At 70.5% G+C, this 15,982-nt stretch carries 11 protein-coding genes and 1 pseudogene; 5 read left to right on the top strand and 7 right to left on the bottom strand.

Annotated elements, in window-relative coordinates:
• Window positions 1-72: 72 nt before the first annotated feature.
• The 4 genes from ACLJQF_RS10760 (at window position 73) to ACLJQF_RS10775 (ending at window position 5,590) form a co-directional block, all read left to right on the top strand.
• On the top strand, window positions 73-1,332 hold the full coding sequence (locus ACLJQF_RS10760) for a cytochrome P450 (RefSeq protein WP_410608106.1): 1,260 nt from the start codon (window positions 73-75) through the stop codon (window positions 1,330-1,332).
• 14 nt (window positions 1,333-1,346) lie between these two features.
• Window positions 1,347-2,195, top strand: coding sequence for an alpha/beta fold hydrolase (locus ACLJQF_RS10765; protein WP_410608107.1), 849 nt, complete (start codon window positions 1,347-1,349; stop codon window positions 2,193-2,195).
• An 84-nt stretch (window positions 2,196-2,279) separates the two neighbouring features.
• Window positions 2,280-3,452, top strand: coding sequence for a hypothetical protein (locus ACLJQF_RS10770; protein WP_410608108.1), 1,173 nt, complete (start codon window positions 2,280-2,282; stop codon window positions 3,450-3,452).
• A 173-nt stretch (window positions 3,453-3,625) separates the two neighbouring features.
• The gene (locus tag ACLJQF_RS10775; RefSeq protein ID WP_410608109.1) at window positions 3,626-5,590 is read left to right on the top strand and encodes a right-handed parallel beta-helix repeat-containing protein; all 1,965 of its coding nucleotides are present in this window, start codon (window positions 3,626-3,628) and stop codon (window positions 5,588-5,590) included.
• A gap of 141 nt (window positions 5,591-5,731) precedes the next feature.
• Here the strand turns inward: ACLJQF_RS10775 and ACLJQF_RS10780 are convergent, their stop codons facing one another.
• The 6 genes from ACLJQF_RS10780 to ACLJQF_RS10805 form a co-directional block, all read right to left on the bottom strand.
• Window positions 5,732-7,000 (bottom strand): glycosyltransferase, encoded by a 1,269-nt coding sequence (locus ACLJQF_RS10780; RefSeq protein ID WP_410608110.1) that lies wholly within the window; start codon window positions 6,998-7,000, stop codon window positions 5,732-5,734.
• Window positions 7,001-7,087: 87 nt separating this feature from the next.
• Window positions 7,088-7,966: a MurR/RpiR family transcriptional regulator gene (locus ACLJQF_RS10785; RefSeq protein ID WP_410608111.1), complete on the bottom strand. Its 879-nt coding sequence runs from the start codon at window positions 7,964-7,966 to the stop codon at window positions 7,088-7,090.
• Complete coding sequence (locus ACLJQF_RS10790) at window positions 7,963-8,889, bottom strand: ABC transporter substrate-binding protein (RefSeq protein WP_410608112.1); 927 nt, start codon at window positions 8,887-8,889, stop codon at window positions 7,963-7,965. The genes ACLJQF_RS10785 and ACLJQF_RS10790 overlap by 4 nt, the downstream gene beginning before the upstream one ends.
• Before the next feature lie 53 nt (window positions 8,890-8,942).
• Window positions 8,943-9,632: an ABC transporter permease gene (locus ACLJQF_RS10795; protein ID WP_410608113.1), complete on the bottom strand. Its 690-nt coding sequence runs from the start codon at window positions 9,630-9,632 to the stop codon at window positions 8,943-8,945.
• Between the two features lie 10 nt (window positions 9,633-9,642).
• On the bottom strand, window positions 9,643-10,269 hold the full coding sequence (locus tag ACLJQF_RS10800; protein WP_410608377.1) for an ABC transporter permease: 627 nt from the start codon (window positions 10,267-10,269) through the stop codon (window positions 9,643-9,645).
• A complete protein-coding gene (locus ACLJQF_RS10805) occupies window positions 10,269-11,405 on the bottom strand; it encodes an ABC transporter ATP-binding protein (protein ID WP_410608114.1) in 1,137 nt (378 codons plus the stop codon). The genes ACLJQF_RS10800 and ACLJQF_RS10805 overlap by 1 nt, the downstream gene beginning before the upstream one ends.
• Window positions 11,406-11,557: 152 nt before the next feature.
• Between ACLJQF_RS10805 and ACLJQF_RS10810 the strand changes: the two are divergent.
• Window positions 11,558-13,050: pseudogene (locus ACLJQF_RS10810) on the top strand (aromatic amino acid ammonia-lyase).
• A 12-nt stretch (window positions 13,051-13,062) separates the two neighbouring features.
• Here the strand turns inward: ACLJQF_RS10810 and ACLJQF_RS10815 are convergent.
• Window positions 13,063-15,927, bottom strand: coding sequence for an AAA family ATPase (locus ACLJQF_RS10815; protein ID WP_410608115.1), 2,865 nt, complete (start codon window positions 15,925-15,927; stop codon window positions 13,063-13,065).
• Between the last annotated feature and the right edge of the window lie 55 nt (window positions 15,928-15,982).

Consider the following 15,982-nt stretch of genomic DNA (forward strand, 5'->3'; position numbering starts at 1 on the left):
GGACCGGGGCCACACCGACGTGCCGGCCGCAGGTCACGGTTGAGCAACGGTCATTCACCGGTGTATCAAGCCGTGAAACAGCTCGCTCCCCTTTCCGCGACACCTCCGCCGAGCACGCCTGTCGTCGGCGCACTCGTCTCGGCCACCGGCCCGGGGAAGGAAGCCATGCATCCGCTTCTGCCGATCATGCGCAACGGGCTGGATCCGCACGAGGAACTCGGCCGCCTGCGCCACGAACATCCGGTGGTGGCATTTCCCATGCTCGGCCTGGGCAAGGCATGGCTGGTGACTCGGCACGAAGACGTGCGAGCCGTGCTCGGCGATGCCGGCACATTCGGCAACGAACTCTCCCTGGCTCGGGACGTGACCATGCCGCACACGGCCGGGCAGTGGCGACCGGGTGGCCTCGGCTTCCACGACTCTCCCGTGCACACCCGACGCCGGCGGCTGCTCGCCCCCGCGTTCCGCACCCGGGTCATCCGGGACATGGCGCGCCGGCTCGAGGACATCGTCGCCACGCAACTCGAGCGCATGGCGCAAGCCGGGCCTCCGGCCGACCTGGTGCGGGCACTGGCAGAACCCGTCGCGTCGGCGGTGATGAGCGAGCTGATCGGGGTTCCCGACGCTGACCGGCGGGCCACCGGCAGCGGCCGGTTCGACCTGTCCGGCGAACTCGGTACGTCGATCGCCGCCGCCGACCGGTCGTTGGAGGACGTGGTCGAGCTCGTCGCCCGCCAGCGTGCGGGCCGGCGGGCCGGTCTGCTCGGCAGGCTGATCAGCGAGCACGGTGACCAGCTGGATGATCGTGAGCTGGCCGGCCTGATCGACGGGCTGCTGACCGGCGGGCTCGGCACCACCGCGAGCATGATCGCGACCGGTTGCCTGGTGTTGCTGAGGGACGACCGTCTCGTGACGTCGCTCCGCCGCGAGGATGCCCCGATCGACCGGCTACTGGACGAGTTGCTGCGCTACGTGTGCGTGGCTCAGCTCGCGTTCCCCCGGTTCGCCCGGCGCGACGTGATCCTGAGGGGACAGCGAATCAGGGCGGGTGACGCCGTTTTCTGCTCGTTGCCCACGGCCAATCGCGATCCGGCACTCGGCACGGACATGGACGAGGTGGATCCCCACCGAAGGACCACAGCTCACCTCGCGTTCGGGTTCGGCGTCCACCGCTGCCTCGGTGCGCCACTCGCCCGGCTGGAGATGCGCGTCGTGTTCCCCGCACTGTTGCGCCGGTTTCCCGGCATACGATTGGCGGTACCCGCCGAGCGCATCGAATTCAAGCGCTTCTCCGTCATTCACGGCGTCGAGTCGTTGCCGGTCACATGGTGACGGGCGGGAGCGCGATGAGCCGGCGGGCCGAGCTCCGGGACGGTGTGCACGTCGTCGAGCTGATGCCGAGCCACCACGGGGACAGCACGTTCCTCCTCCTGCACGGACTGGGCGGAACACTCAGGTTCTGGAGTGGGGTGGCACCGGCACTGGGCGCCGTCGGTCGGACGCTGGTGATCGATGTGCCGGGGTTCGGGCGCAGCGCGCTGCCCGGCGACCAGGTGACCCTCGACGGGGTGGCCGACGCCATCATCGAATTCTGCCACCGTGCGAAGGCCACGAGGTGCACTGTGGTCGCACACTCGCTGAGCGGCATGGTCGCCCTCAGAGTGGCGGCGAAGAATCCCGGCGTGTGCCGGCGCCTCGTGCTGGTCGACGCCACACCGGTGACCGGCATCGAGATGCTGCACCATCCGGCGCGCGCGTTGCGGGCACCGGCGCTCGCCGCCACACTCGCCGCCCAGTTCGCCGGCGGCCTGGTGCCGCTGCGACCCTGGTCGGCCGGATTGATCGCCAGGTCGAAAGTCCTGCGCTCGATCGCGCTGGGGGCGTTCGTCGCGGAGCCATCGCGGCTTGACCCCGTGCTCACCGCGGAGGCCCTCTCCTACACGGGTGGCGCCCGCACCGTGCTGCGCGCACTGCGGCAGGCCCGCGGTATCGACCTCCCCGCGTTGCTCGATGCCGCGCGAGTGCCCATCGACGTCGTACGTGGTGAGCGCGACACGATGAACACCGCGGCTGACTTCGAGATCGTGCGCCGGCACGCCGATGTGCGGCGCGAACTGATCGTCCGCAATTGCCGCCATTGGCCCCTCATCGAGGATCCGCAGGCCCTTGTCGACTTCATCCTCGCAAAGGAGTGACACATGCCGGACAGCCCCGCCCGTGCATCGGCAGTCGACGTCGCTGCATTCGATCCCTATTCCGCCGCGATTCCCCTCCGATGGTTGCGGAAGGTGCCGGGCGGTGCGCTCCTGCTCCTGGCTCCGATCGTGGCCGTGGTGCTCGTGGTGAGCGCCGCGGCAGGCGGCATGCTGGGCGGCGCCCACGACTTCCAGCCCCTCGAAGACTTCTGGCGGGCGGTCGGACGCAACGACCTCACGGTTGCCCAAGGGCTGCGGTACCCGCTCGTGCGAGACACCCTGGTGTGGCTGTTCGCGGCCATCATGATCACCGAGGTGATGATCATGCACCGGCAGTGGCGGCTGTTCAAGACGTGCATTCCGAAACTGATCGCCAACAAGGTGATCAAACCACGGCACGGCCTCACCACCGAGAACCCGGACGACCCGCCGATCCTGCGCTGGGCGGCGAGTTTCCCTCCGGAACAGCGGCTGGCCAGGTACCTCGAGAGAACAAACGACCGCAACCGCCGGCACGCCGCGGTGATCACGACCGCGTTCGCGGTGTCCGCGTTCGTACTGGCCTTGCTCCTGTCGCTGGGACAGTACTACGGGCTGTTCCGCATCTTCATGCCCACCAACGGCAGTCCGGCGGAGCGGGAGCAGTGGCGGCATGACGCGTACGCGCACTGGTGGGCGGGCATCGACCACCCCATCGGTGCGATCACGTACTTCCTGCTGGCGGCACTCGCCATCTACATGATCCTCGCCCAGACGCACGTCGGGGTGAGCATCGCGCGCATCGCCGCCGCGCTGCCCCGCCTGGTGCAGCTCGACGCCAACTGGATCAACCCGGACGGCCACTACGGCTGGGAACCGGTCCGGCAGATCTTTCGCAGTGTGTGGCTCTCCATGGCGCTCTACGGGATCATGGTTTCCGGTCTGGCGGTCGTCCTTGGACTGGGCAGCGGCGGTTGGATCCCGGCCGCGTTCTGGTTCGTCCTGTTGTGGATCTACGTCGGCCTGCCGTGGCTCGGGATCCGCAGGATCGAAACCGCCGCACGGGAGCGCCACATCGCGATCGCCGAGGCAGAGGCGGAGGGCGCCTCGACCAAGGAACTGGACGAGCTCGAGACGCGAGTGCAGCGTTACCGCACTGCCCGGATCCGGCCGATGCGCCTGGGCAACTTCGCGCGCATCCCGGTCCTGTTCTCCGTCGCGCTGCCGGTGTTGCTGAACATCTTCCAGCCCTACGTGGAGAAGTGGCTCAGGAACTGACCGGAGGTGGCCGGGAACCGGCCGCCAGAGATCCGATGAACGGAACACTCAGGCGCGAAATAGTCCGCTTTACGGCTTTTTCGGCCTAAGTCATCCGATCATTAGTTGACAGTTCTTCGTCAGCCCGGTCAGACTCTGAGCCGCCCAAAGCCTCCGACGAAGGACGGTCATCGGTGCGCACACGACTCAAGGCGGCACTCTTCGCGACCGGTCTCGCGCTGGCGGCGACCGGGGTACTGGTGACCCCGGCGACGTCGGCGCCACCGCAGGTCGTCCACGTCGCCCCGAACGGCGACGACACCCACGACGGCACGAGCGAGGCCCAGGCCGTCCGGACGCTGCACCGCGCTCAGCAGCTCGTGCGCGGGCTGATCCCCGGCATGACCGGCGATGTCTCCGTCAGCCTCGCCGACGGTACCTACGCGTTGAGCGCGCCACTGCAGCTGACCGCCGCCGACTCCGGCGCCGACGGCCACCGCGTGCTCTGGACCGCCGCGCCCGGCGCCCGGCCGGTCATCAGCGGCGGCGTCCCGATCACCGGCTGGAAGGTGGCCGACAGCGGCAAGAACATCTGGTCCGCGCCCGCCCCCGCGACACTGCGGACGCGCCAGCTGTACGTCAACGGTGCCCGCGTCCCGCGCGCGACCGGCACCCTTCCGGTGACGCTGACCAGGATCACCGGTGGCTACACGACGTCGTCGGCCGCGATGGACAACTGGCGCAACCCCAAGGACATCGACTTCGTCTACACCGGGGGCCTCGGCGCGTGGACGCAGCCACGGTGCCCAGTGAACACGATCTCCCCGACGACGATCAAGATGGCGCAGCCGTGCTGGGACAACTCGACGAAGCGGGTGATGCGCACCGACGACTCCGGCCGCACGGTCGAACTGGTCGGCCGCCAGGCCATCACCGAACTGCCCACCGCGGTGGAAAACGCCTACGAGCTGCTCTCCGCCGGTGAGTGGTACCTCGACAACAGCGCGCACACCGTCTTCTACGTGCCGAAACCCGGTGAGGACATCACCAAGGAGACGGTGACCGCGCCCGCACTGGAGACCCTGGTGTCCGGTATCGGGACGGCTTCCGCGCCGGTCCACGACATCACGTTCACCGGCCTCCAGTTCTCCTACGCCACCTGGAACTTCCCGAGCACGCCCGAGGGATTCTCGGAGATCCAGGCGAACTACACGCTGACCGGCGCGCACGGCTTCGACCAGCAAGGGCTGTGCCAGTTCATCGACGGCGGCAAATGCCCGTACGGCAACTGGACCAAGGAACCGGGCAACGTCTCCTTCGCCTATGACAAGAACATCAGCTTCACGCGGGACGCGTTCGTCCACCTGGGCGCGGCGGGGCTCGACCTGGGCACCGGCTCGCAGAACGATCTGGTGCAGGGCAGCGTGTTCACCGACATCTCCGGCAACGGGCTGGAACTCGGCGGCGTCGACATCACCTTGCCCGCCACGGCCGCGCAGCACACCAGCGGCAACCGGCTGCTCGACAACCACGTGTTCGCCACGTCGGTGGAGTACGCGGGCGGCATCGGGATGGACATCGGCTACACCGAGCGCACCACGGTCTCGCACAACCAGATCGACCACACCCCCTACAGCGGGATCTCGATCGGCTGGGGCGGCTGGCCGGACAAGGTGAAGATCAAGGCGGAACCCAACTACAGCAACAACAACACACTGTCGAACAACCTGATCTTCGACCACATGCAGCTGCTCGCCGACGGCGCCGGGATCTACACCAACGGCAACACCGGGCCGAACATGGCCGGCGGCGAGAAGATCACCGGCAACGTGATCCACGACCAGAAGGGCGCGGGCAAGGCTGTCTACACCGACAACGGCGCGGGGAACATCACCATCACCGGCAACGGCCTGTACAACGCCGCTCTCGCATGGGGCTCCAAGCACACCGACTACACGCTGAACAAGGGCACCTACGACCCACTCGACATCGAGAACAACTACTGGGAGAACGGCAGCGCCGACTACAACCAGAAATCCGTGGTCATCAAGAACAACCACGCGATCACCGACGCCAGTGGCATCCCGGCGAGCATCCGCACCAACGCAGGCCTGGAAGCGGCGTACGCCGACATCCTCGACTGGACCTCGGCCGGCTGATCGGTCACCGTAAATCCACCTCCGCCGCCGCGGCGAAACCGCCGCGGCGGCCTGCTTCCTCGACGCCGTGGCGGCTGGACGGGCCCTGTCCGGCGCGCCGGACAGGGCACCACTCGCCGGTCTTGGTCTGATCGCCGGGCGTCACACCCGCACGCCGGCCAGCCGCTCGATGTGGCCGGCGCACAGCTCCCCCGCGTCGAGCCCGCGGTACTCCGCGGCCAGTTCCTCCGCGCGCCGCCGGTGCGACCCGCCGTCGAGCAGCTTGCGCACCGCCGCCTTGAGCGCCTTCTCCGACGGCGTCGCCGTGCGCAGGTTGAGACCGGCGCCGAACCGTTCGACACGGGCAGCGACCTCGGGCTTGTCCTCGGTGGTGCCGGCGACGACGAGCGGCACGCCCTGGGCGAGGGCCAGCTGCACCCCGCCGAAGCCGCCGTTGGTCACCATCGCGGAGATCTCCGGAAGCAGCCGGTCGTAGGGCAGGAAGGGCGCGGTGAACGCATTGCCGGGCAACGGACCGACGTCGTGCGCACCGGTACTCGCCACGACCGTGACGTCTTCGCCCGCCAGCGCCCGGATGGCAGGCAGCACGAGCTGCGCCAGATCCGTGTCCGCGACCGTGCCCTGGGTGACGTGCACGATCGGGCGACCGGCGCCGATCATCCGGTCCCACCACGCGGGCAGCTCCGCCGCCGGCGCTGGATCCACCAGCGCCCCGACGAACTTCACCTGCGGCGGCAGCTGTTCGCGCGGGTGTTCCAGCCCGGCGACACCGTTCTGCAGGTGCAGGTGCGGCGAAACGCCCGCCATCCCGTGTTCCCCGGCCGGCAGGCCGAGCCCGGCGAGGATCCGGTCGCGGTGGTCGTACACCGGCTTGAAGACGACGTTGTCCAGCAGCCGGCGCACCACGCCGTTGCGCAGGCGGGCGAGCGCCCCGCGCCGGTACTTGAGCCCGGGCCCGAACGGAGGTACCTCCGGCGCCGGCAGCATCAGCGGCGTGACCCCGACACTGACCGCGCGCGGGCCGCCCAGCTGTTCCAGGACAGCGGCGCCGACATGGGCCGCGTCGTGCAGCACCAGGTCGGCCGGCCGCCGGTCGAGCTCCCGCCGCAGGTCCGCGACCTGCGCCGGAATGGGTTCGAGGAACACCGAGCGGATGTCGTAGCGCAGTTTCGCGACCCCGTTGAGCCGGGTGCGCTGCGGGAAAAGCTCGTCGACGTTGCGGCCCAGATGGTCGATGGCCGGGTCCATCGCCACGAACTCCGCGCCGGTGGCCCGGATCCGATCCGCGAACACCTGTCCGGAGCACCACCGCACCCGGTGCCCTCGTGCGGTGAGGGTGCGGGCGATGGGCAGCAACGGGCCGACGTGGCCGGGCACGGGCATGGTCGCGAACAGGAGATCCAACGGCATGCGGTGATCCAACCAGGCTCCGCTCGAGCGGTGGCGGACAGGCGAGATCCGAACCGCGGTGGCGAGTTCGGCGCCCGTCGGCCCCGGTCACCTGGACAGGAAGATCTGGCGCTCCTCCGCGGTCGTCTCGAACAGGTCGAGGCTGGCCTGCTGGTCGGTCGGGGTGGCGCCGAGCACCGTGTGCAGCAGCGCCGTGCACAGCACGGTCGCCGCGGCGTGCGAGTCGAACGCGAAGTCCGAGCAGACCGGCGCGGCCAGCACGACGTCCGCGTACTCGGCCAGCGGGTTGAGCTGCTGGTCGGTGACCAGGGCGATCGTCAGGCCGACCCGCCGTGCCCAGAGCATCGCCTTCTTGGTCTCCTCCGGCTGGCGGGGCAGCGCGAAGACGAGTACCCATTCGGCGCCGGTCTCGGCTGCCCGGGTCAGGCCGTCTTCGAGCGTCGAACCGGGAACGTCGAGCACCCGGACGTCGGGCAGTACCTTCGCCGCGAAATAGCCGAAAAGCTGCGCCAGCGGCGCCGACACCCGCAGCCCGATCACGGGCAACGGGCGGGACGCCGCCAGCGCGGCCGATACGGTACGCAGCGGACCGAGGTCCGCCATTGTGTCCCGCAGGGTTTCCAGGTTCCGGATCTCGGCGTCGATCAGCAGCTGGATCTCGTTGCGCACACCGGCGGCGGGCTGGTCGGCCGGCCGGGCCAGCAGCGCCGACTGCAGCGCGCTGCGGAACTCCGGGAAGCCGTCGAAGCCGAGCGCGGTGGCGAACCTCGTCACCGACGGCTGGCTGACGCCCACCTTCTCCGCGATGTCGACGCTGCTGAGGAACACCGCCTCCCGCGGATGGTCGAGCAGGTACTGCGCGATCCGCCGTTGCGCCGGGGACAGCCGATGCCCGCCGAACAGCTCGTGCATCCTGGCGATCATCCATCCGGTGTCCGGTGCCGACCCGAGATCCGGTTGGGTCACGAAGTGATTCCCTCCTGCTTCAGCCAGTCGGCGGCGACCTGGTCCGGGTCCGCCTTGTCGTTGTCCACTTTGGAGTCCAATTGACTGAGGGCGTCGGTGGTCAGCTTGTCGTTGAGCTGGGCCAGCGCGCTTTCCACCGTCGGATTGGGCTTGGCCGAGCTGATCAGCGGCACGATGTGCTGAGCGGCGATGAGGTGCTTCGGGTCGGTGAGCACGACCCAGCCGTTGCGCTGGATGTCCACGTCCGTGCTGAACAGGTTGGCCACGTCGATGTCACCTTTGCCCAGTGCTCCCTTGGTCAGCGGCCCGTCCGCGTCCAGGGCCTTGAACTCCTTGAACTGCGCCCCGTACACCTGTTGAAGGCCGACGATTCCAGCGTACCGGGTCTGGTCCTCGGCCGGTCCACCGAACACGAGCTTGCCGTTGTGCGCGGCCAGGTCGGCCAGCGAGTGCAGGTTGTACTTGTCGGCGGTGGCCTTGGTGACCGCGTACACGTCGGCGTCCTCGGCGGCCGCATACGGAAGCACCTTCAGCCCGGCGGGCAGCGCGGCGGCCAGTGCCTGCTGCACGTCCGCGGCGCTGCTCTGCTTGGCGTCCGGCTTCAGGTAGGCGAGCAGGCTGCCCTGGTACTCCGGCAGCAGGTCGATGTCGCCGTGCTGCAACGCCGGGATGATCACTTCACGGGAACCGAGGTTGGGCTTGACGGTGACGTTCACCCCCTTGGCCTTGAGCACGCCGGCGTAGAGGTAGCCGAGTACGACGTTTTCGGTGTAGTTGGCGGTGCCGACGGTGATGGCGCCGCCGCCGCTGTTCGAAGCGGGCCCGCCGGCGGGCTGGTCGAGCGAGCTGACGCCACCGGAGCAACCGGCGAGCAGGACAGCGGTGATGGCGGTGGTGGCGATCAAGCAGATGCGGTTTTTCACGGGGCTCCTCGACGAACGCGAACGGTGAGGTGGGTCGGGTCGAGCTCGGCCGGCTAGGCGTCGTTGTTTTGACGTCGCCGCATCGCAATGCCCCGTGGTACGAGACTCCGCTGCAGCCCGGTGAACGCGAGGTCCACCGTGATGGCCAGGACGGCGACGAGCACAGCGCCGGCGAGCACCTGGGTGAGGTCGCGCTGGGCAAGGCCGTCGAACAGGTAGCGGCCGAGGCCGCCGAAGCTGATGTACGCGGCGATGGTCGCGGTGGCGATCACCTGCACCGCGGCCAGCCGGATGCCGGTGATGATGAGAGGCAGTGCCAGGGGGATCTCGATCTCCCACAGCACCTGGAGGCCGGTCATCCCGACACCGCGCGCCGCGTCGCGCACCTCCCGATCGACCGAGGCCATGCCGGCGTAGGTGTTGGTGATGATCACGGGAACGGCCAGCACCACCAGCGCGACGTACACCGGCCACAGGCTCAGCCCGCTGACCAGGAACACCAGGGTGACGAGCCCGACGGTGGGCAGCGCCCGGCCGAAGCCGCTGATGTTGATGGCCAGGAACGCCCCGCGGCCGGTGTGCCCGATGAGCAGGCCGATCGGCAGCGCGACGACCATCGCGGCGAGCGTGGAGAGCAGGGAGTACTGCAGGTGCTCCAGCACCCGGTTGGCCACCCCGCCGGTGCCCGCCCAGTGCGCACCGCTGGTCAGCCAGCCGAAGACCGAGCCGAAGATATCGAACATGACGCGGCTCCTACTTCCTGGTCCACGGGGTGAGCACGCGCTGCACACCGACCAGCACCCCGTCGGCGACCAGCGCGAGCAGCAGCGTCAGCACCACGCCGACGACGATCGGGGTGGGAAAGTTGCGCTGGAAGCCGTCGATGAACAACTGGCCGAGCGCGCCGTAGCCGATGAACCCGGCGACGCTGACCAGGCTGATCGTCATCACGGTCGCCATCCGGACCCCGGCCATGATCACCGGCAGGGCGAGCGGCAGTTCCACCGCGAACAGGGTGTGCAGCCGGGTGTAGCCCATCGCCCTGGCCGCCTGGCGGACCTGCGGGGACACCCCGGCCAGCCCCTCGACGATGTTGCGTACCAGCACGACCAGGGTGTAGACGGTCAGTCCGGCGATGGCGGTCGTCTCGGTCAGCCCGGTGATCGGCAGCAGCAGGATGAACAGCGCCAGCGAGGGCACCGTGAACAGCACGCCGCTGATCGCCGTGATCGGGCCGCGCAGCACGGGCATCCGGTGCGCGAGCACCCCGAGCGGCAGCGCGATCACCAGCCCGAGCAGCACCGCGATCGCGGTCATCTCGGTGTGGGTGAGCACCAGCGTCCACAGTGCACTGACGTGGCCGGGAATCCACGACCACATCACGATGACGGCACCTCGTGCACGGCGACCTCGGCGACGATCCCGGCCCGGAAGCCGGCCGCGAGCTCGCCGATCTCCCGCTGATCGGACACACCGGCCACCGCACCGTGTTCGTCGAGCCGGACGGCGAGCCCGGTCGGCGCGGACATCGCGTTGTCCAATGCGGACAGCAAAGACGCGTCGGGCCGCAGGCCGCCGGCCGGGAAGATCTCGCCGTCCGCGACCACCCCGCTCGCCGGCAGCCCTTGCCGGTCGACCCAGCCGACCGGCCGGCCATTCACTGTCACGGCGAGCAGCCACCGCTGGTCACCGGCCGCCGACCGCGCTTCGGCGACCGGGGTGTCGGCGCGGACCGTGGTGACCGGCCGGATCGGCACGCCGTCCAGCGAGCGCAGGGACAGCAGTTTCAGCCCGCGCTGCTCGCCGAGGAAGTCGGCGACGAACTCGTCGGCCGGGTGGGCGAGCAGTTCGGCCGGCGCCGCGTACTGGGCGAGCTTGCCGCCGGTGCGGAAGATCGCGATCCGGTCGCCCAGCTTCACCGCCTCGTCGATGTCGTGCGTGACGAACACGATCGTCTTTTGCAGCCGGCGCTGCAGGCTGAGCAATTCCTCCTGCAGGCGGCCGCGGACCACCGGATCGACCGCGCCGAACGGTTCGTCCATCAGCAGGACCGGTGGGTCGGCGGCCAGCGCGCGGGCCACCCCGACGCGCTGCTGCTGCCCACCGGAGAGCTGATGCGGGTACCGGTCGGCCAGTTGCTCCGCCAGCCCGACCGTCTCCAGCAGCTCGTCGGTGCGGTCCCGGATCTTGCGTTTCGGCCAGCCGAGCAGCCGCGGCACCGTGCCGATGTTGTCCCGGACCGTCCGATGTGGAAACAGCCCGGATTGCTGGATCACATAGCCGATACCCCTTCGCAGGGCGGCTTCCGGCAGCTCGCGCACGTTGCGTCCGTCCACTGTGACCGCACCGGAGGTCGCCTCGACCATCCGGTTGATCATCCGGAGCGTGGTGGTCTTCCCACACCCTGACGTGCCGACGAGCACGGTGAGCTGTCCCGCCGGCATGGTCATGTCCAACTCGTGCACCGCCGTGGCACCGCCCGGGAAGCGCTTCGTCACCGACTCGAATCTGATCAACTATCTTCACCCCTTGAAGTGAGTGAATATCTTCATGCATAGTTCGTAGCGAATACGCGTATGTCAAGGTTCAGTCTCGGGCGTTAACCGACCGGAAACACGAGCCGGTCCCGGCCACCGTCCGCGATGACCCGTGTCCGGAGGAGATCGACATGACGTCGGTGATCGGGACCGTCGCACCCGTGGTGCTCGACGGCCGCACGTTGAGCGCCGACCAGCTCTTCAGCGTGGCTTGTGAACGGGCAACGGTCGTGCTCGACGACACCGGCCGCAAGCGGATGGCCGCCTCGGCCCGCGCCTCGCGGGAAATCGTCGACCGGCAACTCGTCTACGGACGCAACACGGGGGTCGGCGCCAACCGGACCGAGAGCGTGTCCGTGCACGACCGCGCCGAGCACGGGCTCCGGCTCCTGCGCAGCCACGCCGGCGGGATCGGCGACCTGCTGCCGGAGGAACAGGCCCGCGCGATGCTGGCGGTCCGGGTCAACCAGCTGCTGGCCGGCGGTGCCGGACTGCCGCCGGCCATCGCCGAAACGCTGACCGCCGCGCTCAACGCCGGCGCCTACCCGGCGGTGCACGAGTTCGGCGCGATCGGCACCGGCGATCTGACCGCGCTCGCCGAAACCGGGCTCGTCCTGCTCGGCGAACGGCCGTGGCTCGGCGCCCTCACCACCCCGCCGCCGATCACCCTCGAACCGGGCGACGCCCTCGCGCTGATCAGCAGCAACGCGCTGACCATCGGCCTGGCGTCCCTGGCCTGGCGGATGGTGCGGGACCTGGTGGCCGCCACCAGCCTGGTCGCGGGACTGTCCTTTTTGGCCGTCGACGCGTCGCTGGACCCTTGGCCGAGCGGGTCCACCGCGCCCGGCCGCACCCCGGCCAGGTGCTCGCCGCCGCGCGGATGCGGCGCTTGATCGGCACGCCGCCGCGGCAGCGGGCGAGAATCCAGGATCCCTACGGCTACCGGTGTTTCCCCCAGATCACCGGGCTCGCCGTGGATGCCGTCGACGGGCTGGATCGGGTGCTGTCCGTCGAGCTCAACGCGGCCGCGGAGAACCCGCTGATCTCGGCCGAGGACGACGCCGCGTACCACCACGGCGGTTTCCACTGCGCCTATCTGGGCATGGCCCTGGACACGACGAAACTCGCGCTGCTGCACACCGGGCAGCTGTCCACCGCGCGGCTGGCCACGCTGAGCGAACCGGGATTCACCGCACAGCGGCCTTTCCTCGCCGAGGGCGCGACCGGCAGTTCCGGGATCATGATCCTCGAATACAGCGCGCACTCGGCGCTGGCCGAGGTACGCAGCATGGCCCAGCCGGCCGGCCTCGGCCACGCGGTCGTCTCCCGGGGCGTCGAGGACCATTCGAGCTTCGCGTTCCAGTCGGCCGGCCAGGCGTTGCGCGCGGCCCGCGCGTTCCGGCTGGTGCTGGCGTGCGAACTCGTGGCGGCCATGCGGACGCTGCGCCAGCGATCCATCGAGCCGGACCCGGCCAGTCCCCTCGCCGCCGCCTACCGGCTCGCCGACCGCGCACTGGACGCGGACATGGCCGACCGTTCCCTGACCCCGGACGTCATGGCGGCCGCCATCCTGCTCGACCGGCTGGCCGGCAGCGGAGAAATCGAGGGGTCATCGATCACGTGACGCGAACCGGTCTCATTCTCCTGCGGTGTCGCTGGAGACGACCAGTGCGCTGCCGATTTCGTCGCGGCCGCGGATGCGGAGTTTGCGGTAGGTGTTGCTGAGGTGCCATTCGACGGCTTTCACGGTGATGAACAGGGAATCCGCGATCTGGCGGTTCGTGCGGCCGTCGGCGGCGAGCCGGGCCACCCGGCTTTCGCTGGGCGTCAGCTCGGCGGTGGTGTCGCGGCGGGACGGCGCCCGGCCGCCGGCGAGCTGTACCTCCGCGCGTGCTCGGCGCGCAAGGTGAGTCGCACCCAGCGGTTCGGCTAGTGCCAGTGCGTCGCGCAGGATGCCGCGGGCTTCGGCCGGGCGGCCGGCGCGGCGGACGGCGGCGCCGAGTTCGACGAGCGTGGTGGCGTGCTCGAGGTGTGCCGCACAGCCGTGGTGGAGGTCGGCGGCGGAGCGGAGCAGTTCGATCGCCTGCTCGCCGCGAGCGAGCAGGCCGGCGGCGCGGCGGGCGACGCCGATGGCCCGTGGGGCGCCGAAGCTTTCGGCGAGGGCGAGCTCCTCGTCGATGAGCGTCTCGGCGGCATCGCGCCGGCCGAGGCGCAGCGCGGCCAGCCCGGCCTCCGAGCGCCAGGACAGCATCACCGGGTTGAGCTGGACGATCCCGGCGAGGTGCTGCCCGCAGGCGGTGAACGCCCGCAGCGCCTCGGTGTCCTGGCCGCGCCGGGCGGCGACCCGGCCGGTCGCCGCGAGCCGCCAGGCCGCGAAGAGCCCGAACGGCGTGGCCTGCTCCTCGACCGCCGCGAGCACGGTCCCGGCCTGGTCGATGTCGTCCTGCTCGAGAAGCGCGGAGACCAGGCAGAGACCGGCCGCCGAGACGTACATGTGCCCGACACCGTGCCAGACGTCGAACGCAGTGCGGGCGTCGTGCTCGGCCTCGGCGACCGGCCCGGTCCACAGGATCTGCCGGGCCCGGAACACCGACGCGCCGGCGAGTGCGATCGTCGCCCCGCGCTGCCGCGCGTCCGCCAAGGCGAGCTGGAAGGCGTGCTCGGCCGTCGCGTAGTCGTCGCAGTAGCTCAGCGCGCCCATGGTGTGCCACAGCGCCTGGGAGTCGGCGCCGCCCTCGGTGGCCAGGCGTCCCCCGGCGAACAGGTCCCTCGCGACGGTCAGCAGTTCGTCGCGGTTCCCGCCCGCGCCCATCCGCATGATCATCGCCTTGCTGGTCAGTGCCCGATCGGCCGGGCTGTCCAGCCGGGCCGGCCGGTCGAGGATCGCCCGAACCCGCTGGTGAGCCTCGGCCGCCTGCTTCGGGCTCAGCATCGCCGAGGTCAGGTAGGCCGCGTCCAGACCGGCGGCGAGCTCGTCGGTCAGCCCGTCGCCGTCGCTCTCGAGCTCCGCCCGCCCGCGCAGGCATGCCTCGCATGCCTCGTCAAGCCGCCCCCGGTCGTGCAGGAGCCGGCTCAGTTCGAGCAACAGCGTCGCGCGGGTACGGGCGTCGCCGGCCAGTTCGACAGCCTCCGTCAGATGCGCGACGGCCTCCTGCCCGCCGGTGGCACCTTCGGCGCGCCCCAGCTCGGCGAGCAGAGCCGGCCGCACCGCCGCCGGGGCGGGTTCCCGCAACGCCCGGTCCAGGTACCGCACCGCGGACGCGGGCGCGCCACGGCCGAAGGCCCGGCGAGCCGACGCGCGCAGCGTGGCGACCACCTCGCCGTCCTCCGCCGGCGGCGACTCCAGCAGGTGGGCGGAGACGCACTCGTCCGCCGCGCCGTCCCCGGCCAGCAAGGCGGCGGCCCGGCGGTGCAGCTGAGAGCGCCTGCGGGGCAGCAGCTCGTGGTAGACGGCGGTGCGCAGCAACGGGTGGATGAACTCCAGCGGGTCACCCGGCCTGAGCAGGTCCGCGCGGGTCAGCTCGTCCGCGGCGTGCACCGCCGCCGAGGTGTCGATCTCTGCCAGCTCCGCGGCCATCATCAGCGGGGCGTCGTTCTCGAACACGGCGACCGCCCGCGCCAGCTGGTACGCGTCCTGGGACAGGGCCGCCAGCCGGCGCCGCACCGAGCGGGCCAGCGAACGCGAGGCGAGCGCCACACTCCCGGCCAAGATCTCCGCGTCGGTGCCACCGGGTTGCGCCTCGATGGCCGCCAGCAGCTCCCGGAGGTGCAGCGGGTTGCCGCCGGTCAGCTCCAGGCAGCGGCGGCAGAAGCCGTCGTCGGCCTCCGGACGGCGACGGCGGACGAGTTGGGCGACGGCGTCCGGTCCCAGCGGCTCGAGCCGGCACACCAGCACGTCGGGATCGCCGGCCAGCTGGGCGAGCACGCCGCCCTCGCCCCGGGTCCCCGGCCGGGTGGCGACCACGACGGCGATCGGCAGGTCGGTCAGGCGGCCGAGCAGGAACGTCAGCCAGCGCAGCGACGGACCGTCCGCCCACTGGGCATCGTCGACCGTGATCAGCAGCGGCGTCCGTTCGGCCAGCCGCACCGCCAGCCAGTAGAGCCCGTGCAGGATCGCGAACGCCGCATCGGACACCGGCAGGTCGCCCGGCTCCTCGGCGGCACCGAACACCAGCCGGGCAGCAACCGCCGGGCCGGTCAGCAGCTCCGCTTGCGGACCGCCATCCGCCCACCGTTCGAAGAGGGTCCGCGTGACGCCCCAGGCGAACGCCCGTTCCAGCTCGTGGCCGCGCGCCCGCAGCACCAGGTGCCCCTGGTCGCGAGCCAGCGCGGCGGCGTGGTCGAGCAGCGTCGACTTCCCCAGCCCCGCGGTGGCCTCGACCAGCAGCAAACCACCCCGGCCCGCGTCGGCGGCGGCCACCAGCGCGGCCACCGCGGTCAGCTCACCGGCACGCTCCAGGAGTTCCGCCGGCCGTGGCCGGGTGTCCGGTTCGGGTAGCACAGTCCCGAATTCTGGCACGGTGACCGCCCGGGGTACACCTCGTAAACCTGGGGTG

It is taken from the genome of Amycolatopsis sp. lyj-109 (assembly GCF_046548995.1).
In the GTDB taxonomy this organism is placed as follows: Bacteria; Actinomycetota; Actinomycetes; order Mycobacteriales; family Pseudonocardiaceae; genus Amycolatopsis.